This window comes from Halomonas sp. 7T (genome assembly GCF_025643255.1).
Classification (GTDB): Bacteria; Pseudomonadota; Gammaproteobacteria; order Pseudomonadales; family Halomonadaceae; genus Vreelandella.
Map to the genome: position 1 here is coordinate 2,007,886 of NZ_CP087112.1, position 21,240 is coordinate 2,029,125.

Below are 21,240 nucleotides of genomic sequence, written 5' to 3' on the forward strand. Positions count from 1 at the left end.
ATAGGCTATCTGCGGGTCTAGGGAAGAACGAGTTTACACAAATCCGGGAGAGCTTGACTGATGAGCTTGTTTGCAACGCTTTCACGCTCGGTTGCCCTTGCCATGATGCTGGTTATCACCAGCCCGGCAGCGCTGGCGCAACTCGCGCCGACCGACGAACAACGCCAAGCGGCAGTAGAGATTGCGGACTCGCTCCGCTACGGCCACTATGCCAATATCACCTTCGACGAACAGTGGTCTCAGGAAGCTTTCCAGCGCTACCTTGATATTTTAGATGGTCAGCGTTCATACCTTCTGAACCGCGACATAGAGTCCTATCGCCATCTGGAAAGCAGCATGACGGAGCTGTTGTTCGATGGCGAATTAGACGATGTCTTTGCGCTTTACAACCGCCTAAGCGACCGTCAAACAGCTCGCCTTGAATGGCTTTTAGCGCGCCTTGATAATGGTCTTTCTTTCGAATTCGACAGCGACGAACGCCTGGAAGTAGATCGAGAAGATGCCCCCTGGGCAACCCGTGAGAGCGAGCTGGATGAACTATGGCGCAAGCGGCTTAAAAACGATGCGCTTACGTTGGCCTTAACGGACCAGGATGATGAGCAAATTGAGGCCAATCTTCGCCAGCGCTACGAGGGACAGCTAACGCGACTTCGTCAAACAGAAGCTGAAGACGTATTCGGCCTGCTTATGGCTGCGGTTTCCAGCACGATCGACCCGCATACGGGTTATCTTTCGCCGCGCCAGGGAGAATCGTTTGACATTCAAATGAGTCTCTCCCTTGAAGGCATTGGTGCACTGCTACAAGCCGATGGCGAGTACGTCAAAGTATCCAGCCTTGTTCCCGGCGGCCCCGCCGACCGCGCAGGCGTGCTTGAACCTGCCGACCGCATTATTGCCGTGGGCCAGGAAAAGGGCGAAATGGTTAACGTGGTGGGCATGCGCCTGGATAATGTTGTCGACCTAATTCGCGGCCCTAAGGGCTCCGTGGTGCGCTTAGACGTTGTACCCGCACAAGCCGTCGATATGACGCGCTCTCAAATTGTCGAAATTACCCGTGACACGGTAAGCCTAGAAGATCAGGCCGCTAACAGTGAAATTGTCGAGGTCACGCGGGATGGCAAACCCCATCGTGTCGGCATTATTAACATCCCCACCTTCTATGTGGATTTTGATGCATGGCAGGCCGGAGAAGAGGAGTATCGCAGCACGACGCGAGACGTTGCCCGCGAAGTGGAAAGCCTCAAGCAGGAGGGTGTGGAAGGCATTGTGCTCGACCTGCGTAACAATGGGGGCGGCGCTCTTCAGGAAGCCAACTCACTCATCGGCCTATTTATAGATCGTGGCCCAACGGTACAAGTGCGTGATGCCCAGGGGCGCATTCAGCTCTATGGCGACACCGAAGCCGGTACGCTCTACGACGGCCCGCTGACCGTATTGGTCAACCGCCTTTCAGCCTCTGCCTCGGAAATTTTTGCTGGTGCTATTCAAGACTACGGCCGAGGCATTGTGGTGGGCACCTCTACCTTTGGCAAAGGCACCGTGCAAACCCTAAATGACTTGAGCCACGGCCAGATCAAGCTAACTCGCGCTAAGTTTTACCGTATTTCCGGCGACAGCACTCAAAACCGCGGCGTCGTACCGGACATTACCTTCCCCAGCCTGATCGATCCCGAGCGCATCGGCGAAAGCAGCTTGGATAACGCCCTGGCCTGGGACACCGTGCAAAACGTTCAGTACCGCCGCTACGGCTCCCCCGAAAACGTGCTTGACGCACTGCTTGCCCGGCATGAAACACGGGCCGACGAGAACCCTAACTTCCGCTACCTCGAGCGCCAGTCGACGCTTGCCCGCCAGCTGCGCGAACAGCATACCAGCGTCAGCCTGAATCGCGAACAGCGCCAGCGCGAGCTGGAGGCACGAGAAGCGGAGCAACTCTCCCTTGAGAACCAGCGTCGTCGCGCCTTGGGACTAGCAGAGCTAGAAGAGTGGATGGATGCTAGAGTTGATAGCACCGAGCCTGGCATGGCATGGCAGATGAGAGCGACAGCGATGACATGCCCGTTGATCGCGCTCATGCACTGGAGGCTGCCGAAATTTTACTTGATTACGCCCACTTGGAAGCTAACCAGCGCATGGCCAAACGCTAAGTAATAGCGTGGCCTAGCCTAAGCACGAAGACGCCAGCCCTAGGGCTGGCGTTTTTGTGTGTGCTTACTGACTCACTATCGTTAGCAGAGAGCGGCACGCCGAGCTGGGCGATCTCCCATGCGCGCCAAACGCTGCGTTAGCGCCGCTAGCTTCACCGCGCTCCCCTGCGCACCCGATTCGATGATTGACTGCGCCCAGGCAGGCAGCTGCGGCGCTAAACGGTAGTAGACCCACTGCCCTTCCCGCTGATCAATCAGCAAACCACACTGGCGCAGCTGCGCCAAGTGGCGAGACACCTTCGGCTGAGACTCCTCCAGCGCATAGGTCATCTCGCAAACACAAAGCGATTGCTCTTTGGCAATCAGCAATACCAGCATTAATCGCGTTTCATCACTTAAACATTTAAATACCTGCAACGCTTCCAGGCTAGACACTCTGACCACAACACTCTTCCCAACCGGTGAATAATACCCATAGTTTACGCTAATAACACAGCCAACCATAAGACACAAAAAACCACCCAAGATGCCAAAGGCAACGGGTGTTTGTATCAATAAATAAGCAGAAGTTTAAAAGGGTGCGTGCTTAGAAAGGTACATTGTATGCTAAATGGCTCCCCGAGCAGGACTCGAACCTGCGACCCAATGATTAACAGTCATTTGCTCTACCAACTGAGCTATCGGGGAACGTTTACCGTGAACGGTAACTACAGCAGAACAGCAAATTGGCTCCTCGAGCAGGACTCGAACCTGCGACCCAATGATTAACAGTCATTTGCTCTACCAACTGAGCTATCGAGGAACAATGTAATTGCTGCTGTGTTTAAAGCGAAGCCATTAGCGTAAACATAAAAAAACTGCCTTAGCGTTTTGGCTCCTCGAGCAGGACTCGAACCTGCGACCCAATGATTAACAGTCATTTGCTCTACCAACTGAGCTATCGAGGAACTGCTCAAACACGGTGCGTAGTATACTGATAGAAACGCCTAGGTCAAGTATCGATTCCTGGCGAACGCTAGCCCCTGGTTTATTGTGCCCGTATAATGCCTCTATTCCACGGCAGCCTTTCGCTGCTCACGAGTTTTCATTCATCCCTCGTCCCCCGACGACCCATAGACGACAGGTACCGATGGCGAAGAAGCTTTTCATCAAAACGCACGGCTGCCAAATGAACGAGTATGACTCCTCCCGTATGGCGGATATGCTCGGCGAATCTCACCAGCTTGAACTGACCGATAATGAAAAAGAAGCAGACGTGATTCTGCTTAACACCTGCTCGATTCGCGAAAAGGCGCAGGATAAGGTCTACCACCAATTGGGACGCTGGAAAAAACTTAAAGACGCCAACCCCGACCTAGTGATTGGCGTGGGTGGCTGCGTGGCGAGCCAAGAAGGTGAAGCGCTGCGTAAGCGCGCCCCCTTTGTGGATATGATCTTCGGCCCGCAAACGCTGCACCGCGTGCCTAAAATGCTCGACGCCCGCAACAACAACCAAATTGCAGCGGTGGATGTCACTTTTCCAGAAATCGAAAAATTCGACCACCTGCCCCAGCCCACGTCTGATGGCGCAACGGCGTTTGTTTCGATCATGGAAGGCTGCTCCAAGTACTGCACTTTCTGTGTCGTGCCCTACACCCGTGGCGAAGAAGTATCGCGCCCGTTTGAAGCCGTGATGGATGAAGTCATCCACCTAGCCGACCAGGGTGTGCGCGAAATCAACCTGTTGGGCCAGAACGTGAATGCTTACCGCGGCGATAACGACGATGGCGATGAGATCGACCTTGCCGAGCTGATTGCCTGCGTTGCTGCCGTAGACGGTATTGACCGCATTCGCTTCACTACCTCGCATCCGGTGGAGTTCACCGACAGCTTGGTCGACGCCTTTGCCGACATTCCAGAGCTGGTGAGCCACCTGCATCTTCCAGTGCAGTCTGGCTCTGACCGCATTTTAAGCGCTATGAAGCGGGGCCACACTGCCGACGAGTACATCGAAAAGATGGAGCGGATTCGCGCTAATCGCCCGGATATTAGCTTCTCTTCTGACTTTATTATCGGCTTCCCTGGCGAAACTGAAGAGGACTTTGAGGCGACGATGGATCTGATCCACCGCATCGGCTTTGACCACTCCTTCAGCTTCGTTTACTCAGCGCGCCCCGGCACACCTGCGTCGGGTCTGCCGGATGAAACACCAGAAAGCGTTAAAAAGCAGCGCCTTGCCATTTTACAAGAGCGCATTCTGCAGCAGGCTGCACAAATCAGCCGCCGAATGGTAGGCACGACCCAGCGAGTGCTGGTCTCCGGTTTCTCACCAAGAGACCCAGGGCAGCTCTCTGGTCGTACCGAAAACAACCGCGTGGTTAACTTCCGCGCGGCCAATCCTACCGAGCTGATTGGCTACTTTGTTGACGTGGAAATCACCGAAGCACTGCCCAATTCACTGCGTGGTGAACTGGTCTCTGCAGAGCGTTATTAATTATTCGCTATCCTAGGTAATTGCCCCGGCACCGCCGGGGCAGTAAGCTGAAGCTCACACACATCAACTAACGGGTTTCTTACTCTTGAGCCAGCCATCACCTCAGGCCAATCGCATTATCACCCTAAGCCTTGAACCCAATGACCCGCAGCGGCTTGCCAGCCTATGCGGCCAACAGGACGAGCACCTAAAACTGATTGAGAGCCGCCTGGACGTGACACTTCGCAACCGGGGCAATATTTTTCAATTAGCCGGTGCTGCCAATCGTATTAAAGCAGCTGCTAACGTGCTGGAGCATCTCTACCGTGAGACAGCGGCTGACGAACTTGACGCCGACACGGTGCACCTGTTCCTTCAGGAGTCCGGCTTAGAAGCACTTGAGGAAGAGCAGGACAGCGAAGGCGGTGGTGATGAAGTGGTGATGCGAACGCCACGCACCATGATTAAACCTCGCGGGTTAAATCAGCAGCGCTACGTACAGAGTATTCGCGAGCACGATATTAACTTCGGCATTGGGCCAGCAGGTACGGGGAAAACCTACTTGGCGGTTGCCGCCGCAGTAGAAGCGCTTAACCAGCAGGAAGTGCGGCGTATTTTGCTAGTTCGTCCAGCGGTGGAAGCCGGTGAAAAACTGGGCTTCTTGCCGGGTGATCTTGCCCAAAAAATCGACCCTTACCTGCGCCCGCTTTACGATGCGCTGTATGAAATGATTGGTTTCGAACAGGTCGCCAAGTTAATTGAGCGTCAGGTCATCGAGATCGCACCGCTCGCCTATATGCGCGGACGCACGCTGAATAATTCCTACATTATTTTGGATGAGAGCCAAAACACCACGCCGGAACAGATGAAAATGTTCCTCACGCGGATTGGCTTTGGTTCGACAGCGGTGATTACCGGCGATATCACTCAGGTGGATTTACCGCGCGGGCAGCGTTCCGGCTTGTCTCAAGTGCTGGATGTGTTGAAAGACACCGCCGGAATCGGCGTCACTCACTTTGCGGCCAAAGACGTGGTGCGCCACCCGTTGGTTCAGCGCATCATAGAAGCCTACGATGAGTTTGAGTCCCAGCAGGAAGTGGAAGAGCGTGCCCGCCGCGAGGCCCGGCAGCAGGAGCGCGACGCCCGTATGCAGGCGCTTGAGCGCACCAATGATCGCGCTAGAGATACCTACCGATGAGCGACCTTCTGATTGATCGGCAAGTGGCCATTGACGAGCCACAGCTACCCTCTCTTGAACAGCTCACCCTTTGGGTGGGCTGTGTGTTTTCACGTCACCCAGAGGATGAGCGTTTAGAGCTGACGATTCGCCTGGTGGATAGCGCCGAAAGCCAAACACTTAACCGCGATTACCGAGGTAAGGATAAGCCCACCAACGTGCTCTCCTTCCCGTTTGAAAATCCACCCGGTATGACGCTGCCACTACTGGGCGATCTGATTATTTGTCACAATGTCGTTGCCCAAGAGGCCAGCGAGCAGCAAAAGCCGCTGACGCATCATTATGCCCATATCGTCATCCACGGCACCCTGCATTTAATGGGCTACGATCATATTGACGAGCAAGAGGCGGAGGAGATGGAACAGATCGAGCGCGAACTTCTCGCCTCCCTGGACATTCCTGACCCTTATAATGAGTAACCACCGTGACGACCTATCCGCCACGTGTTACGTCTAGCACCTGCCTGTAACTGTCTGCCCGCAACTGAGAGATGAGACGCAATGAGCGAAGACCGATCGAGCACTCCTAATCAAAAATCATGGCTCGAGAAACTCTTTGGCGCCCTTTCTGGTGACAATGATGAACCCAGCTCACGCGATGAGCTGATGACCTTTTTACGCCACACCGCAGGAAAACTGAAGCTGGACCAAGACGCCATTATGATTATTGAAGGCGCGCTTGAAATCAGCGACCAACAGGTGCGGGAAATATTAATTCCGCGCTCCCAGGTGTCGGCCATTACCCTTGATCAAACCAGCGATGGTTACCTGCCACTCATTCAGGAGACCGGCCACTCCCGCTACCCGGTGATTGGTGAAAACCTTGATGATGTTAAAGGTATTCTCCTGGTTAAAGACCTGCTTCCCCTGCTCTCGCAAACCCAAGAGAGCCGCGATGCCTTTAAGCTGGAAGACGTGCTGCGTCCGGCCATGTTTATTCCGGAGTCCAAGCGCTTAAACAGTTTACTCAAGGAGTTTCGCGACACCCACAACCATATGGCGATTGTGGTGGATGAGTATGGCGGCACTGCGGGCATTATCACCATCGAGGACATTCTGGAGCAAATTGTCGGGGATATCGAAGATGAACACGATACCGACGAAGAGGACGATATCCGCACGCTGGATAACGGCCACTTTGCTATTCGCGCCTTAACGCCAATTGAAGACTTCAACGAGCGCTTTGGCACCGAGTTTTCCGATGACGAGTTCGATACCGTTGGCGGCTTGGTGATGCAGCAATTTGGCCACCTGCCCGGTCGCGGCGAGCACACCTGCTTTGGCGGCTGGCGCTTTGTCATCCTCAATGCTGACAACCGTCGCATCCGCCTACTTGAGGCATACCCCGACCAAAGCGCCGAGAGTGATAATACCGGCGACGATTAACCGACCACTCAGATAAATTTCGATAGGATATCACCATGGGGTTAACGCCCACGCTCGCGCTTCAGCTACTGGCCGCTCTGGTGGCCGGCGGCTTTACCACGCTTACCGCTTCACCGTTTGAACTATGGTGGCTGGGGCCTATTGCGATTGCGCTTTTATACGCTGGCCTGCATACCCTAACCCCGGCCCAAGCAGCGCTAAAGGGCTGGCTATATGGCGTAGCGCTGTTTGCCAGCGGCACTTCCTGGGTATATGTCTCTATTCATGACTATGGCTATACCGGCATGCCGCTGGCGGTATTTCTTACCGCACTGTTTGTGGCCGTTTTGGCCCTGTTTTTTGCCGGTACCTTTTGGCTCTACCGGCGCTTTTTTGGCCCCCGTTGGGCGCTACTCACCTTCGCAGGTGCCTGGGTATTAGGGGAAGTGCTGCGTACTTATCTGTTTACCGGCTTTCCCTGGCTGCTGGTTGGCTCAAGCTATGTCGACTCCCCTCTAGCTAGCTGGGCACCCGTTGGGGGTGTTTACCTGCTTTCGCTGATGGTAGTGCTTACCGGCACGCTGGGTGCTGAACTCCTGCGCCGCCAGTGGTGGGCACTCGCGCCTATCGCTGCGATTTGGATAGCCCCGCTGGCGCTACCTACCCTCTGGACAACACCCGCTGAGGAACCGACACGCGTTGCGCTGCTGCAAGGTAATCTGCCGCAGCTTTTAAAGTGGACACCAGAAGGCCAGCGGCTGGCCGCTAATACGTATAGCGACCTAACCCGCGACGTCGCCGACGACGTAGACCTTATCTTATGGCCAGAAACCGCGCTGCCCATGATGGAACAGCAGGCGCGTCCGGTGCTAGAACGGGTGCAAGCCATTTTGCCCCCCGGCGCGGCGCTCATGACGGGCATCGTTCAGCTGGATGAACAGAACCGTTACTTCAACAGCGTGATCGGGGTAGGCAATGTAGAAGGCAGTTACCAAAAAGAGCACCTAGTGCCGTTTGGTGAGTATCTTCCGTTAGAAAGCGTATTACGCGGCGCTATTAACTTCTTTGACCTCCCCATGTCGAGCTTTACCAAAGGTGCCTCTGAGCAAGCCCCTATGCAGGCCGCGGGTGTCAGCATTGGCAACGCCATCTGCTATGAAATTATCTATCCACAGCTCGTTGCACGGCGCGCAGCGGATAGCGATGTCATTGTCACGGTCTCTAACGACACCTGGTTTGGCGCCTCCATCGGCCCCCACCAGCACCTTCAAATGGCCCGCCTGCGCGCCCTGGAAAACGGCCGCTATGTCGTTCGCGCCACCAGCAATGGCATTACCGCGATTATTGATCCAAGAGGCGAGATAGTAGACCGCGTTCCTCAGTTTGAAACTACCTACCTCACCGGCGAATTCTACGCCATGCAAGGTCTCACGCCGTTTACGCGAACGGGTAGCTGGCCCGCGTGGCTGCTCGCAGGCTTGCTACTGCTACCTGGGCTATACCGCCGCCGTTAGCGTTAGCCTCTTAACAAGAACCTAAAAGCCCCTGCCACCCAATGGGTGGCAGGGGCTTTTTTAGGGCTATTAACTCAGCTAGCCGTGTAAGAGTGACAAGAGCATCAATCGGTAGACGCTTCGCCCAGCACCTCAGGAATCGTCATTTTTACATAGCGTCCGGGCGCGGGCTCTATCACGCTTAACTCGCCCTCTCCTGGCTGACGGGCAGGCACCATTTTTTCCGGGTCTGGATCTGCATAGCCGTTCTCCGTTACCCATGCCTGCCAGTGCGGCCACCAGGAACCTTCGTGGAAGCTAGCGCTCTCCTGCCATGCATCATGTGTTTCGGGCAACGCATCGTTGGTCCAGTAGCCGTATTTATTCTTATGGGGCGGGTTCACAATGCCTGCGATATGGCCAGAGCCACCCAGCACGAAGGTCACCGGCCCTTTGGGCAGCAGCGCGCCATAATATGTGCTGTTCCACTTGGCAATATGGTCTTCTTTAGTCGATACGAAATAGCAAGGAGCCGATATTTTACGAAGGTCAATCTTCACCTCGTCCAGCTCAATACCACCCGGCTCTACCAAGCGGTTTTCCAGGTACATATGGCGTAGATACCAAGCGTGGGTTCCCGCAGGCAGGTTAGTGCCATCTGTATTCCAATACAGCAGGTCGAACGCTGCAGGTACTTCACCCTTTAGATAATTATTGATATAGAACGACCAGAACAGGTCATTCTCACGCAATAAATTAAAGGTATAGGCCATCGACCGGCCATCTAGATACCCTTTCATTTCCAGCGTGTTTTCAATTCCCTCAACCACGCGCTCGTTAAGGAATACGCCTATATCACCGGGGTCGCGGAAATCTTGCAGCGTCGCCATATAGGTAACGGACTTCACCTTGCGACCCCGCCGCGTGCTGGTTAGATAAGCGACCGTTGAAGCAGTGAGTGTCCCGCCCACACAGTAACTCAATAAGTTAACCGACTTCTCACCACAGGCCTGCTCGATGGCTTCCATCGCGCTGATGGGCCCCATTTGCATGTAATCCGCCCAGGTAATATCGCGCTGCTCTGGGCCAGGATTACGCCAAGAAATCAGGAAGACGGTATGGCCTTGATCTACCATCCACTTTACTAACGAGTTATCTTCCCGCAGATCTAATATGTAATATTTATTGATCCACGGTGGGACTATTAATAGTGGCGTCTTAAAGGTTTTTTCCGTGGTGGGTGTGTATTGAAGCAGCTGAATCAGCTCATTCTCATACACTACAGCACCGGGGGTAACCGCAATATTATCGCCTACACCGAAAGCGCTGCGATCGGTCATGCGAACGTTGATGCCTTCCGCTGAGTTAGCGAGGTCTTCCCGCAGCCGGGTCAGGCCATCGACCAGGTTCTGCCCTTTGGTTTCCAGGGTGCGGCGCATTACTTCTGGATTGGTCGACACGAAGTTGGTGGGCGACATCGCGTTCACTAACTGGCGCGCGTAGAACGCCAGGTTACGCTTATGGACAGGGTCTAACCCCTCCAGGCCGTTAATCAGCTCCTCCACCATCTGCGAAAACAGCAGGTACTGCTGCATGATCGCCATGTAGTAGGGGTCGGTGGTCCAGGCGTCGTCTTTGAAGCGGCGGTCGTGTTTTGGCGGTGTCACCAGCGGGGATACCTGCTCACCGGCCATGGCCCGCACGCCCTGCTGCCATAGCAGCCACTGGTCTTGCATCAGCCGCGACTGGGTTTGCCACAATAAGCTAGGGTCGCTCATTAACGACTTTGCGGCGGCTTCAAAGCTTTCGCGCATGTCGCTATGAACGGAGTCTGCGGCTTCGCTGGGTGCCATCCGCGTCAGCAAGTCTTCAAAAAGGCCTCGATACTGCTCACCGATATCACTAATCTGCGCTTTCCATGTCTCAATATCTTCTTGAGACATAGCTTTAGACGGCAATTTCCAACCTGACTGCATACTCGCTCTCCCCCTCACCTACCTGTGGCGTGGCCCACGTCCAGGCAATATCATTCAGAAACAACACGGCGCCCTTAAAGGCGCCGCGCATATACTGTTTTATTTAGCTTTTGCGTGAAGACTGGCTAGAGGCTTTCGCAGGCTGCTCACCTTTAGCAGCGGAGGTTGCCTGCTCGCTCATTTTCTGCCCCGCTTCGTTGAACAGTTTTTCCATTTCAGATTTAAACTGCATGCTCATTTCACCCATGACACGCGCATCTTCCTGCATCTGCTGGGATAGCTCGTTCATCATTTCGGCTTGTTTAGTGCCAAAATCGCGCAGGCTTTCTGCATCGTTAATTTCGGCGGCGCTGCGGATGCGCTCAGTCCCCATTTGGCTGTAGCGCTTCATGGCTTCTAGCTGATACTGCGTTAGCTTTTCCATGTTGTTAAGCATCAGCGAATTCATTTTACGCATTGGCTCAAACATTTGGCGAGTCTGAGTGTTGAAGGCGTCCATCATTTTATCTTGCATTGTATTTACTCCTGTCTCTCGTTCCTTGGCATGAGCCCAGAGAGGCTCATCACACGGCGCATTGCTGCACTGCAAAAAGAGTAGCCGCTGGCATGTTGCTTTGCAACACTCTTGCGAGAAAGGGCGCCTTGAAAAGCGCTCCTTCCTCAAAGTGTTTCCCGCAGTGCTAATCCACGTTAGTTAGAGCAATGGCGATATTTTTTAATCGCTTTGCAGCATTACTCTTATAAGTCTAGCAGGGCTATATCGTATAACCAGATCTACCGTTACAGGAGCAAAGCCCATTTGGACAGTTTAATCAGTTTTCGCTAAACATTGCCCAGAGACACAAGGGTGATAGAGCGGTTGAACGCTGTTACCGTCCGGGTCCAAACAGTAAAAGCTGCGAGCGCCATCGGGATGGTCATGAGGAGCACTCGTGACCTCGACACCCTGCGCTTTTAGATAATCATGCCAAGCGTCCACGTCTTCGGGAATATCTACTACAAAGCCAAAATGATCCAAGCGCTGTGGGGCTTCTCCCACAGGAGATTTGGCGCGGCTCAAAGAGAGGTTGTCATTACCCAGGGTCAAGTAGACCAAATCGTCGTGGGCACGGCGTAAGACGTCCATACCCAGTAGTTCTACATAAAAGCGCTCACTGGCTTCCAGGTCCTGGGCTTGCAGGGCGATATGACGCATGCCATTGAGGGGAGCTGGACGTTTCATAGATGCTTCCTTTGGTCGTTTATATGTTTATGTTACTTTATGGAAAATATTTCCATTTTAACTTTTCGTCAAGCCAAGGAGCCTTGAATGTTCTGTATCATTGTCAAGACACAACTCAAACCCAATCAGCGGGAAAACTTTCTAGAGGCGATGCTACCCAATGCTGCCGCATCAGTGCGCGACGAGCCAGGCTGCCATGTTTTTGACGTGCTAGAGGACCAGCAGGATGCCAATCTTTTTTATCTTTATGAGATATACCGGGATGAATCGGCCTTAGCCGACCATAAACAGACACCCCATTACAAGACCTGCCGGGAGGTCGTGAATCCCCTAATAGAACATCAGAGCGTGGTACGTGCCGAGGTGCTTGCTACTAATCAAGCGTAACTGAAAGGGGGCACTGATCGATACGTCATTGCCCCCTACCCGTACTCTATTTAACAACGGATGTAGTACGTCTGTTTTAACGCTTACTCTTTCGCCCGAGAGCGAGAGGTGGCGGTGGCTTTTGTTTTGCTACTTCTTTCGCTTTTGGCCGCTTTGTTCGCGTCGTCTTTACTGCTTTCGTGTCCAGCAGTATTACTGCTGTTTTCACTGCTTGCGGAACCTGCTTGGCGCAGCATATCCAGCATCATTTGCTGATAGGAGCCAAAATTTGCAAGCCCTTGTGAAAGCCCTTGCTGCATCATCGGTTGCTGCATAAAGGGCCGCATGAGGCTCATCGGGTCGTACCCTTCCACCCCCGACTCCATCTGCCGCTGAATATTTTCGAGCAGGCTTTGCTGAAACGCCTCAACATCAGGCAAGCCTAGCGATTGCCGAAACTCATCCGGCGTTAGATCAAACTCAACGTTAATTTTCATAGGCGACTCCTCAACTGTCTCATTTGAGTGTAGCAGTGAACCCGCTGGCTCAATTGAGACGTTATCGCTGATTTAAACGCGGCGTATCAACGCTAACATCGCCGTTTTGGCCCCGGTGGCGCAGCCAGTGATCCAACAGCGTGATGGCCATCATGGCTTCTGCAATCGGCGTTGCTCGGATGCCCACGCAGGGATCGTGACGCCCTTTGGTGATCACTTCAACCGGCTCGCCATGCACATCAATGGAGCGCCCTGGCGTGGTAATGCTGGACGTTGGCTTCAGCGCCAGCCGTGCGACGATGGGTTGGCCACTGGAGATACCGCCCAACACGCCGCCCGCATGATTAGAGAGGAAGCCTTCCGGCGTCATCTCGTCGCGGTGTTCGCTACCGTGCTGGGCAATGCAGCCAAAACCTGCGCCAATTTCGATCCCTTTTACTGCGTTTATGCTCATCAGGCCGTGCGCCAAGTCAGCATCCAGGCGGTCGAAGACCGGCTCGCCTAGGCCCACGGGCACGCCATCGGCAACCACGGTAATTTCCGCGCCCACGGAGTCTTGGTCCCGGCGCAGTTGATCCATATAGCTTTCCAGCTCAGCGACTTTGTCGGGGTCGGGGCAGAAGAAGGCGTTCTGATCGACGGCGTCCCAGGTTTTGAAGTCGATTTTGATCGGGCCGAGCTGGCTCATGTAGCCACGAATTTGAATGCCCTGCGCCGCCAGCACCTTTTTAGCGATGGCACCGGCCGCGACACGCATGGCGGTTTCACGGGCGCTGGAGCGGCCGCCACCCCGGTAGTCCCGGTGGCCATACTTGTGGTGGTAGGTGTAGTCCGCGTGGGCGGGGCGGAACTGGTCTTTGATCTTGGAGTAGTCTTTGGAGCGCTGGTCGGTGTTTTCGATCAATAGGCCAATCGAGGTGCCGGTGGTTTTGCCTTCAAACACGCCCGAAAGGATGCGCACCTGATCCGGCTCTTTGCGCTGAGTGGTGTGGCGCGAGCTGCCAGGGCGGCGACGATCTAAATCGCCCTGCAAATCTTCTTCGCTGATCGCAATGCCAGGGGGGCAGCCATCCACAATGGCCCCCAGGGCGGGACCGTGGCTTTCGCCAAAGGTAGTGACGGTAAACAGTTTGCCAAACGTATTGCCAGACATGGGCGTTTATTCCTTACGCAAAAGACGCCGCATGGGCGTCGAGTTCAGCGGCGCTCAGGGCAAACACGCCCTGGCCGCCACGCTCGAATTCTAGCCAGATAAAGGGCACCTCGGGGAAGGCGGCCTCCACATGGCGGTCAGAGTTGCCGACTTCTACAATCAGCCAGCCTTCCGAGGTTAGGTACTGGCGGGCCTCGCGCAGAATACGCCGCACGATATCCAACCCGTCGCTACCTGCGCCTAGCGCCAGCGACGGCTCGTGGCGGAACTCGGCGGGCATGGTGGCTAAGTCACGCTCATCCACGTAGGGCGGATTGGAAACAATCAGGTCAAAGCGTTGGCCTTCCAAACCGTTGAACACATCCGATTCTACGGCGCGCACGCGGTCACCTACATCGTGGCGCGTGATGTTCTGCCGCGCTACGGCCAAGGCATCCTGGCTGATATCCGCCAGGGCTACTTCACAGGTCGGCAGCACCAGCGCCGTGGCAATGCCTATGCAGCCAGAGCCGGTGCATAAATCCAGCACGCGGGCGGGGGGCTCTTCTGGGAACCACGCCGCAAAGCCGTCTTCAATTAGCTCGGCAATCGGTGAGCGGGGAATCAGCACCCGCTCATCCACGTTGAAGGGATAGCCTGCAAAGAAGGCTTCACCCAGCAGGTAAGGCAGCGGGCGGCGCGTGGTGACGCGCTCGCGTGCTAGGCGAATAATGCGTTCGCGCTCCATTGGCAGTAGGCGTGCATCCAACACGGCTGGGTCAACATTCCAAGGAAGGTGCAGCGCGCCTAAACAGAGCGCAACGGCTTCATCCCACGGCGATTCGGTGCCATGCCCATAGTGCAGCCCTGCTAAATAGAACTCACTGGAGACCCAGCGTAAGTAATCGCGCAGTGTAAAAAGCTCGCTCACCAAGGCCGACTCTGGCAACGAAAGCATTGAGTGGGAGGTCTCATCATTAAGAGGCGTGGTCACAGCGGCTCCTGGCGTATAAAAGTTATTATGCGATTGTACCTTTGACGCCGCCTGGTTCACAGCGCATGGTTGCACTCACAAGCGCTTCACAGCAACGGTTAACGGTAGTCGTTCACAGTAACGACAGTCTCGCTATACTGTGTGCTTCTCCATTATGCTTATCTGCTAACACTTCTTTTTTATTTGAGCCGACTATGACGCGACACCTGCCCAACGACGACGATATCAGTGTTTTTCGCCAAGCACTGCAAGCAGCAGGCGTTCGCCGTATTGCCACTAATCAAGCGGACCCCGGCAAACCCAAGCGTCAAACGGCCGCCAGCGAAGCGCGCCGCCGCGCGGCGGTCGAGAGCAACACGCTGCAAACCAGCGGGCGCACATCCGACGGCCGAGTAGAAGCCGTGCGCCCGTCAGAGTACTTGGAGTTCAGTGTGCCCGACCTGCCCTGGCGAACGTTTAGCCAACTTAAGCGTGGCCAAACGGCGTGGCAAGCGGGTTTAGATCTACACGGCTATACCTTGGAAGAAGCAAGGATTGAGCTGGAAAGTTTTTTGCGCGACGCCGCGGCACAAGGCATGCGTTGCGTGCTAGTCGTGCATGGTAAGGCTTGGGGCACCACCTCAGATTTTCCGGTGCTTAAAAGCCATACCAATGCGTGGTTAAGAGAGTGGCCTGGCGTGCTGGCGTTCTGTTCCGCCACCGAACTCGATGGCGGCACTGGGGCGGTATATATCCTGCTGCGTAAGCGCGGCCACTAGCCGTGGCTATTCCGCCGCATCCGAGGCAATGCCGGGCATGCGGCGCTCCAACGCCTGATCAGCCAAATGACGACCTAAGCGGATCAACTCATTCGCACGGTGGAACTCATACGTACTGCACACGGTTTTGGGTATTTCGATCAAAACATCGGGCGGGTAGCCTGCTACCTTATACTTCGCTAACGCAGCCTGGGTGATATCAAACGATTCAAGAATCATATCGAGCTTGCCCCACTCGCGCTTACCGCGAAGGTCCACCGTTTCATCATCGTCGCTCCCATCACCATTACTGCCCCCCAGGCCATCCCATAGGCGGCGCGTGGTAGCGCGCACATCGTCCATCCAGCCGCCAATGTTCGCATCGCGACTCCGCTCTAACGCGGTGCGGCTGTCACCACTCTCTTGTTGAGGCAGTAGCTCCTCCAGCGTGACCGGCTGCGGGCTGTGGGCGGTGACGTTTACCGCCACCACGAAATCCGCCTCATGGGCCGCGAGAATTGGCATCATCGGTAGCGGGTTGAGCAACCCTCCGTCAACTAACACCTGCTCGCCAAGATGCACCGGTGTAATAACACCCGGCACGGCGATAGAGGCACGGATTGCCTGGAGTAAAGGGCCATTTTGAAACCACACTTCACGCTGACGAACCAGATCCGTCGCTACGGTTGTCACAGGGATAGGCAAATCTTCGATCAGCCTATCGCCGACCAGCTCTTCTAGCTTGCTCATCACTTTATTGGCACGCATAGCCCCCATGGGGCTCCAGGTCACATCGACCAGCTTGAGCACGTCTAAATAATCCAGGTTGCACACCCACTCCCGGTATTCAGGCAGCTTGCCAGCGGCATAAATACCGCCAATTAACGCCCCCATGGAACAGCCGGCAATCGAAATAATCTCGAAGCCTCGCGCTTCCAACGCTTCAATCACGCCAATATGCGCGTACCCCCTAGCCCCTCCGCTACCCAATACCAGTGCCACCTTATTACCACCCTTCAAGGAGCTGCTTGCCACAGGTGCTTCAATAACATGCGCTACTTTCTTCATCATCATTTTCCTAACGCGAGCCATCAGGTACCCGCTACGCTTGCTGACTAATGGTGCTGGCCACGTGGTGAACCGCCTGAGGTTCAAGATGCAGGTGATGGCCCCCTGCCAGCACATGGCGCGTTAAGTTTGGCACCGCTTGGCGCGCTTTTTCCGCCCAGCTCCGCTCGCCTAAAATGCCCTGCTCCCCTTCTATCAATAGCACCGGTGCTTGAATGTCTGCCAGTAATGCCAACACCTGCTGGGGCGTAAAGCGCACCAAAGAAGGTTTTAATAAACGGCTATCGGTACGCATTTGCACATGCCCATCAGCCGTCGCCTGGGTGTTACGTTTCACAAGTGGCGTGGCGGTGATGCTATCCAGCGGCGTGACACCACCGGCTACCCGCGCGGCGACCGCACTCTCAACATCAGGATAACGAGGAGGACGGGAAAGCGGCCGCCTATAGGCCACTAACCCTTTGCGTAGTTGGCTGGCCGTCTCTTCAGCAGGTGTGTTGAGCGCGCCTAAACCGTCTAATAAAATGAGCTTATCCACCCGCTCGGGCAGTGCCGATGCCACCAAGCACGCCACGGCTGCCCCCATCGAGTGGGCAAGCAACGTTGTCTTTTCGATCGCTAACGATTCCAGGGCATCCAGCACGTCATGGGTATAGTCCCAGAGTGCATAGTCGTTTCCTGTAGGCGCATGAGCCGAATGCCCGTGACCGCGAAAATCAATCGCCACAATGCGAATATCCAGTGCTTTCACCAACAGCGGCGCCAGCCGGCTGAAGCTTGCCGCGTTGTCTAGCCAGCCATGCAGTGCTACCCAGGTAGGCGCCGTGCTACGCCCCCAGCTAAGCGCCGCCAGCCGCCCATTCGCCAGGGAAAGCGGTTGTGCAGCCGTACCCACGCCGGTCGATTCATTCATAAGCAGGTTCTCTTTAAAGCCGGATAACCAAGCAATGTTATATACGTCAGATGACGCTCTAGGACGTAAACGTTACCATGCTAAACGCAGCGCATCTGCCGCTTTTATACGGCGATCGCTCGCGTTCTGCTGCTACTTTGTAATGCGCTTAATGATGATAACCAACAGGAAAATGACTATGAAACCACGTCGTGACACCCGTGCTCGCAATCTTGTGTTCTTGATTACCGTGATCAGTGCATTGATGGTTGGCCTGTGGCTGGCTCGCTAGGCCACGAGCACTCGCTAAGCCAATCGCCCCCCGACGTCCAGCTTTGAACATCGCTTGCAATTTTTCACCCATGAATAAATACTGTATATAAATACACTATTTGTTCATGAGGATGCTGACGATGCCGTCTCAACCCACTACTGTTGCGACAGCCCAGCCGTTAACCTCTCAGCCGCTGCCATTTCCAACGTTATACGGCCGCGCTGGGTTTAGCGGCTTCCCTTCGCCCGCTCAGGATTACGAACCGCGCACGCTCGATCTCAACGAACGGCTGATCAAGCATCCTACCCATACGTTTTACCTCACCGCCACGGGTGACAGCATGGAAGGCTGGGGGATATTCGACGGTGACTTGCTAGTGGTAGATCGCAGCATACCGCCCCGCTTAGGGCATATCCTGGTCGCCATGTTGGAAGAGGAAGTGCTGATCAAGCGTTATGCGCTCTATCAAGGCACGCCACACCTTTGCTCGGCACACCCTCACTACCCGCCATTGCCGCTAGAAGAGACAAATTGCCAGCTATGGGGCGTGGTGCGCGCCGTCATCCACGAGTATCTGCCATGATTGGCCTGGTTGACGCCAATAACTTTTATGTTTCCTGCGAGCGTGTATTTAATCCTGCGCTTGAAGGCAAACCCGTTGGCGTAATGTCAAACAACGACGGCTGTGTGATTGCCCGCTCGGCCGAAATGAAAGCGATGGAAATCCCCATGGGTACTCCCTCCTTCAAGCTGGAAGGCTTGCGCCGACGAGGAGCGATTCACCTGTTGTCATCTAACTACGAGCTGTATGGCGACATGTCCGCACGTCTTACCCAGCTACTGCAAGATGCTTGCCCAGAGGTCGCGCCTTACTCTATTGATGAAATGTTTATCTATCTAGACGGCTTCAGCGACGCACAATGCCAAACGCTTGGGGAAGCCATGCGCCGCCGTATTCGCCGCTATTTAGGGCTTCCCGTATGCGTCGGACTGGCACCTACCCATACGCTCGCCAAGCTCGCTAATCACGTTGCCAAAAAGCAGCCTTACTACCAAGGGGTTTGCCTACTCACGGCCAATAGCCCAACCACTACGGCGCTGCTGAAACAGCTGCCGGTGAATGAGGTATGGGGTGTCGGCAGACGTATAGCAGAACGGCTCGCGGTAAGTGGCATTCGCACGGCATGGCAGTTACGGGAGTGCGACCCAAAGCAACTTCGCAAACGATTTTCAGTGGTACTGGCCCGTACAGCGATCGAGCTACGCGGCACCCCCTGTTTGGAAATGAACGCACTAGAAGAGCCGCGTCAGCGTATTATGACATCGCGCTCATTTGGACAGGCCACCGGCATCAAAGCGGAACTGCACGCAGCCCTGCGCCGCCATGCCCAGCGTAGTGCTGAAAAGTTGCGCCAGCAAAAAAGCCTTACCCGCGCTGTGTTGCTGTTTCTAAACACCAACCGCCACCGCAAAGACCAGCCTCAACTTTCGCCCAGCGCGATGATTCCCCTAGCATCACCAAGCGACGATACCCGCGTTATTTTAGAGGCCGTACGCGAGGGGCTTGAGCAGATGTATCGGCCGGGGTTTCAGTTCATGAAAGCCGGCGTCATGTTGTTGGATTTAGTGGATGCGCAGCAGTATCAACTTTCACTGTTGCAGACTCCCACCAAGGCGCATCCGCACTTGATGAATACCGTTGACGCTATTAATCAGCGCATGGGGCAAGGCACGATTCGTTTTGGTATGACAGCGGCAAAAGCACCGTGGCAGTTGCGCTGCGCGCATCGTTCTCAGCGCTACACCACGTGCTGGGAGGAGTTAATGGAGGCAGGCACTCACCCCGGCGCGATTGCCGCCGCCAGGGTGAAGCGTGAACAGCAGCGGTTAGCGCAAGCGCACCGCTTGGCGCAGCCGCGGGCTTAACGCCTCGCCGGCTAGCGCAAATATTACTAAGATCGCCAGTAGTATCGGCCAGTGAGCAGCAAACGACACTGGGTAAAGGCCCAGCGCGTCGACAAAAATAACCAAAATACCTAGCGGACTGACGTAACGCACCATGGCGAGCCAAAGTGCATAAGGCAAAGGCGCAAGGCCCAGCTCGTCGCGGAAGGTTTCGCTTTTCAGCACAAACCCTGCCAGCAGCACCATACCTAGGCCACCCAGTGGCATCATCCAGCGCGAGGTCAGGTAATCCAACCAATCAAAGAAGTTTTTACCTGCTACTGTCCAGTCGGCCCCGACGTTAAACGACAGCATTGCCAGCGTGCTGATCAGCCATAGCACGATACCCGTCGCCCAAGAGGCAGACTTGCGATTCATACCTTTGTTGTCGCATAACCACGACACCGTGGCTTCCACCATCGAAATAGATGAGGTCAGCGCCGCCATTGAGAGCATCAAGAAAAACAGAATGCCAAATAGCGTGCCCATTGGCATCGCCTGGAAGGCCAGCGGCAGGCTCATAAAGATCAGCCCCGGCCCTTCACCGGGGTTCATGCCATTGGCAAAAATCACCGGAAAAATCGCTAACCCCGCCATCAGAGCCACGACGGTATCAGCAATGGCCACGCTTACCGTGGTACGCCCAATCGAAGCACCTTTAGGCAAGTAGCTGCCGTAGGTCAGAATCGCGCCGGAAGCCAACGACAAGGTGAAAAAGGCGTGGCCCAACGCCGCCAACATGCCTTCACTGGAGAGACTTCCGGCGTTAAACGAGAACAAAAAGCTCACGGCTTCGCCGAACCCACCGGAAAACACGCCGAACACAATCAGCAGCACAAGCATGAGCACTAGCCCAGGCATCATCCAGCTGACATTTTTCTCGATGCCTTCCTGAACGCCTTTACCCACAATCACCATCGTGAGCACCGTCACCAGCGTGCTCCAGCCACCCAAAATGAACGGGTTGGCATTATTGGCCCCGAAGACCGCCGCCATATCATCAACGCTGCCGCCCGCCAGACCACCGGTGAGCATTTTCCATAAATAGGAGAATGACCAGCCTGCGACCACGACATAAAACGACAGAATCATAAAACCGCACAGCATCGCCATCCAACCAATCAGCGACCAGACAGACGCGCGGCCAGACTCATTAACAACACGCCGTATTGCGTCAATCGGGCTGCCGCGACCACGGCGACCAAAGGCAATCTCGGTCATCATCACCGGTACGCCGACGGCTAAAATGCACGCCAGATAGACCAGTACGAAGGCCCCGCCGCCATACTCCCCGGTGATATAAGGGAACTTCCAAATATTGCCAAGCCCCACCGCCGACCCGGTGGCTGCCAACATAAAGCCCCAGCGGCCTAGCCACTGGATGCGAGGTTGCTCAGTAGACGCCATGTCCTTCCACCCTATTTGAAAAAAGGCGCCTATCCTAG

At 55.1% G+C, this 21,240-nt stretch carries 19 protein-coding genes, 3 tRNA genes and 1 pseudogene; 10 read left to right on the forward strand and 13 right to left on the reverse strand.

The genetic code is table 11. The annotated features are described in order from the left end of the window. The first annotated feature begins 60 nt into the window (after positions 1–60). A pseudogene (locus LOS15_RS09330) lies at positions 61–2,147 on the forward strand (carboxy terminal-processing peptidase). A gap of 81 nt (positions 2,148–2,228) precedes the next feature. Here LOS15_RS09330 and LOS15_RS09335 read toward each other — a convergent pair. The 4 genes from LOS15_RS09335 to LOS15_RS09350 all read right to left on the reverse strand — a co-directional run bounded on the left by LOS15_RS09335 (position 2,229) and on the right by LOS15_RS09350 (position 3,094). Continuing rightward, the gene (locus LOS15_RS09335) at positions 2,229–2,525 is read right to left on the reverse strand and encodes a metalloregulator ArsR/SmtB family transcription factor (protein ID WP_411537750.1); all 297 of its coding nucleotides are present in this window, start codon (positions 2,523–2,525) and stop codon (positions 2,229–2,231) included. 233 nt (positions 2,526–2,758) lie between these two features. Further along, positions 2,759–2,834: transfer RNA gene (locus LOS15_RS09340), tRNA-Asn, on the reverse strand. 39 nt (positions 2,835–2,873) lie between these two features. After that, positions 2,874–2,949: transfer RNA gene (locus tag LOS15_RS09345), tRNA-Asn, on the reverse strand. A 69-nt stretch (positions 2,950–3,018) separates the two neighbouring features. Continuing rightward, positions 3,019–3,094 (reverse strand) — tRNA-Asn (locus tag LOS15_RS09350). 182 nt (positions 3,095–3,276) lie between these two features. Here LOS15_RS09350 and miaB point away from each other — a divergent pair. The 5 genes from miaB to lnt all read left to right on the forward strand — a co-directional run bounded on the left by miaB (position 3,277) and on the right by lnt (position 8,714). Beyond that, positions 3,277–4,620: a tRNA (N6-isopentenyl adenosine(37)-C2)-methylthiotransferase MiaB gene (miaB, locus tag LOS15_RS09355; protein WP_263065470.1), complete on the forward strand. Its 1,344-nt coding sequence runs from the start codon at positions 3,277–3,279 to the stop codon at positions 4,618–4,620. Between the two features lie 85 nt (positions 4,621–4,705). After that, a complete protein-coding gene (locus LOS15_RS09360; protein ID WP_263065472.1) occupies positions 4,706–5,797 on the forward strand; it encodes a PhoH family protein in 1,092 nt (363 codons plus the stop codon). Then, positions 5,794–6,255, forward strand: a complete 462-nt coding sequence (ybeY, locus tag LOS15_RS09365) for an rRNA maturation RNase YbeY (RefSeq protein ID WP_263065474.1) — start codon at positions 5,794–5,796, stop codon at positions 6,253–6,255. The genes LOS15_RS09360 and ybeY overlap by 4 nt, the downstream gene beginning before the upstream one ends. 81 nt (positions 6,256–6,336) lie before the next feature. Further along, complete coding sequence (locus tag LOS15_RS09370) at positions 6,337–7,221, forward strand: HlyC/CorC family transporter (RefSeq protein WP_263065475.1); 885 nt, start codon at positions 6,337–6,339, stop codon at positions 7,219–7,221. 35 nt (positions 7,222–7,256) lie between these two features. Next, positions 7,257–8,714 (forward strand): apolipoprotein N-acyltransferase, encoded by a 1,458-nt coding sequence (lnt, locus tag LOS15_RS09375; RefSeq protein WP_263065476.1) that lies wholly within the window; start codon positions 7,257–7,259, stop codon positions 8,712–8,714. A 104-nt stretch (positions 8,715–8,818) separates the two neighbouring features. On the opposite strand, the gene phaC is transcribed toward lnt, so the two are convergent. The 3 genes from phaC to LOS15_RS09390 form a co-directional block, all read right to left on the reverse strand. Next, on the reverse strand, positions 8,819–10,669 hold the full coding sequence (phaC, locus tag LOS15_RS09380; RefSeq protein WP_263065477.1) for a class I poly(R)-hydroxyalkanoic acid synthase: 1,851 nt from the start codon (positions 10,667–10,669) through the stop codon (positions 8,819–8,821). A gap of 103 nt (positions 10,670–10,772) precedes the next feature. After that, positions 10,773–11,183 carry a phasin family protein gene (locus LOS15_RS09385; RefSeq protein ID WP_263065478.1) on the reverse strand — a complete coding sequence of 137 codons (411 nt, stop codon included), beginning with the start codon at positions 11,181–11,183 and terminating at the stop codon, positions 10,773–10,775. 294 nt (positions 11,184–11,477) lie between these two features. Beyond that, the gene (locus LOS15_RS09390; RefSeq protein WP_263065479.1) at positions 11,478–11,891 is read right to left on the reverse strand and encodes a VOC family protein; all 414 of its coding nucleotides are present in this window, start codon (positions 11,889–11,891) and stop codon (positions 11,478–11,480) included. Between the two features lie 87 nt (positions 11,892–11,978). On the opposite strand from LOS15_RS09390, the gene LOS15_RS09395 reads away from it, so the two are divergent. Next, complete coding sequence (locus LOS15_RS09395) at positions 11,979–12,278, forward strand: putative quinol monooxygenase (RefSeq protein ID WP_263065480.1); 300 nt, start codon at positions 11,979–11,981, stop codon at positions 12,276–12,278. 83 nt (positions 12,279–12,361) lie between these two features. On the opposite strand, the gene LOS15_RS09400 is transcribed toward LOS15_RS09395, so the two are convergent. From LOS15_RS09400 to prmB, 3 genes are all read right to left on the reverse strand, one after another. Beyond that, a complete protein-coding gene (locus tag LOS15_RS09400; protein WP_263065481.1) occupies positions 12,362–12,754 on the reverse strand; it encodes a hypothetical protein in 393 nt (130 codons plus the stop codon). 61 nt (positions 12,755–12,815) lie between these two features. Then, a complete protein-coding gene (aroC, locus tag LOS15_RS09405; RefSeq protein WP_263065483.1) occupies positions 12,816–13,907 on the reverse strand; it encodes a chorismate synthase in 1,092 nt (363 codons plus the stop codon). A gap of 13 nt (positions 13,908–13,920) precedes the next feature. Further along, entirely contained in the window at positions 13,921–14,844 is a 924-nt protein-coding gene (prmB, locus tag LOS15_RS09410; protein WP_411537752.1) for a 50S ribosomal protein L3 N(5)-glutamine methyltransferase, read from the reverse strand. Positions 14,845–15,074: 230 nt separating this feature from the next. Here prmB and LOS15_RS09415 point away from each other — a divergent pair, with 230 nt between their 5' ends. Continuing rightward, positions 15,075–15,638 (forward strand): Smr/MutS family protein, encoded by a 564-nt coding sequence (locus tag LOS15_RS09415; RefSeq protein WP_263065485.1) that lies wholly within the window; start codon positions 15,075–15,077, stop codon positions 15,636–15,638. Positions 15,639–15,644: 6 nt separating this feature from the next. On the opposite strand, the gene LOS15_RS09420 is transcribed toward LOS15_RS09415, so the two are convergent. Together LOS15_RS09420 and LOS15_RS09425 are read right to left on the reverse strand one after the other, a co-directional pair. After that, on the reverse strand, positions 15,645–16,685 hold the full coding sequence (locus LOS15_RS09420) for a patatin-like phospholipase family protein (protein WP_263065486.1): 1,041 nt from the start codon (positions 16,683–16,685) through the stop codon (positions 15,645–15,647). A 34-nt stretch (positions 16,686–16,719) separates the two neighbouring features. Continuing rightward, positions 16,720–17,598, reverse strand: coding sequence for an alpha/beta fold hydrolase (locus LOS15_RS09425; protein WP_263065487.1), 879 nt, complete (start codon positions 17,596–17,598; stop codon positions 16,720–16,722). A 392-nt stretch (positions 17,599–17,990) separates the two neighbouring features. Between LOS15_RS09425 and LOS15_RS09430 the strand changes: the two genes are divergently transcribed. Further along, positions 17,991–18,434 carry a LexA family protein gene (locus tag LOS15_RS09430; RefSeq protein WP_263065489.1) on the forward strand — a complete coding sequence of 148 codons (444 nt, stop codon included), beginning with the start codon at positions 17,991–17,993 and terminating at the stop codon, positions 18,432–18,434. Beyond that, positions 18,431–19,777 (forward strand): Y-family DNA polymerase, encoded by a 1,347-nt coding sequence (locus LOS15_RS09435; protein WP_263065492.1) that lies wholly within the window; start codon positions 18,431–18,433, stop codon positions 19,775–19,777. The genes LOS15_RS09430 and LOS15_RS09435 overlap by 4 nt, the downstream gene beginning before the upstream one ends. Here the strand turns inward: LOS15_RS09435 and LOS15_RS09440 are convergent. After that, the gene (locus LOS15_RS09440; protein ID WP_263065493.1) at positions 19,739–21,202 is read right to left on the reverse strand and encodes a sodium-dependent transporter; all 1,464 of its coding nucleotides are present in this window, start codon (positions 21,200–21,202) and stop codon (positions 19,739–19,741) included. The two genes, LOS15_RS09435 and LOS15_RS09440, sit on opposite strands and share 39 nt — an antisense overlap. Positions 21,203–21,240 lie beyond the last annotated feature (38 nt).

Bases quoted from the DNA above. Each gene is read 5' to 3' on its own strand.
- LOS15_RS09390 (WP_263065479.1), bottom strand. From the start codon at position 11,891: ATGAAACGTCCAGCTCCCCTCAATGGCATGCGTCATATCGCCCTGCAA.
- LOS15_RS09440 (WP_263065493.1), bottom strand. From the start codon at position 21,202: ATGGCGTCTACTGAGCAACCTCGCATCCAGTGGCTAGGCCGCTGGGGC.
- LOS15_RS09425 (WP_263065487.1), bottom strand. From the start codon at position 17,598: ATGAATGAATCGACCGGCGTGGGTACGGCTGCACAACCGCTTTCCCTG.
- LOS15_RS09335 (WP_411537750.1), bottom strand. From the start codon at position 2,525: ATGCTGGTATTGCTGATTGCCAAAGAGCAATCGCTTTGTGTTTGCGAG.
- LOS15_RS09415 (WP_263065485.1), top strand. From the start codon at position 15,075: ATGACGCGACACCTGCCCAACGACGACGATATCAGTGTTTTTCGCCAA.
- ybeY (WP_263065474.1), top strand. From the start codon at position 5,794: ATGAGCGACCTTCTGATTGATCGGCAAGTGGCCATTGACGAGCCACAG.
- aroC (WP_263065483.1), bottom strand. From the start codon at position 13,907: ATGTCTGGCAATACGTTTGGCAAACTGTTTACCGTCACTACCTTTGGC.
- prmB (WP_411537752.1), bottom strand. From the start codon at position 14,844: ATGCTTTCGTTGCCAGAGTCGGCCTTGGTGAGCGAGCTTTTTACACTG.
- lnt (WP_263065476.1), top strand. From the start codon at position 7,257: ATGGGGTTAACGCCCACGCTCGCGCTTCAGCTACTGGCCGCTCTGGTG.
- LOS15_RS09430 (WP_263065489.1), top strand. From the start codon at position 17,991: ATGCCGTCTCAACCCACTACTGTTGCGACAGCCCAGCCGTTAACCTCT.
- LOS15_RS09385 (WP_263065478.1), bottom strand. From the start codon at position 11,183: ATGCAAGATAAAATGATGGACGCCTTCAACACTCAGACTCGCCAAATG.
- LOS15_RS09370 (WP_263065475.1), top strand. From the start codon at position 6,337: ATGAGCGAAGACCGATCGAGCACTCCTAATCAAAAATCATGGCTCGAG.
- LOS15_RS09400 (WP_263065481.1), bottom strand. From the start codon at position 12,754: ATGAAAATTAACGTTGAGTTTGATCTAACGCCGGATGAGTTTCGGCAA.
- LOS15_RS09420 (WP_263065486.1), bottom strand. From the start codon at position 16,685: ATGAAGAAAGTAGCGCATGTTATTGAAGCACCTGTGGCAAGCAGCTCC.
- LOS15_RS09395 (WP_263065480.1), top strand. From the start codon at position 11,979: ATGTTCTGTATCATTGTCAAGACACAACTCAAACCCAATCAGCGGGAA.
- phaC (WP_263065477.1), bottom strand. From the start codon at position 10,669: ATGCAGTCAGGTTGGAAATTGCCGTCTAAAGCTATGTCTCAAGAAGAT.
- miaB (WP_263065470.1), top strand. From the start codon at position 3,277: ATGGCGAAGAAGCTTTTCATCAAAACGCACGGCTGCCAAATGAACGAG.
- LOS15_RS09435 (WP_263065492.1), top strand. From the start codon at position 18,431: ATGATTGGCCTGGTTGACGCCAATAACTTTTATGTTTCCTGCGAGCGT.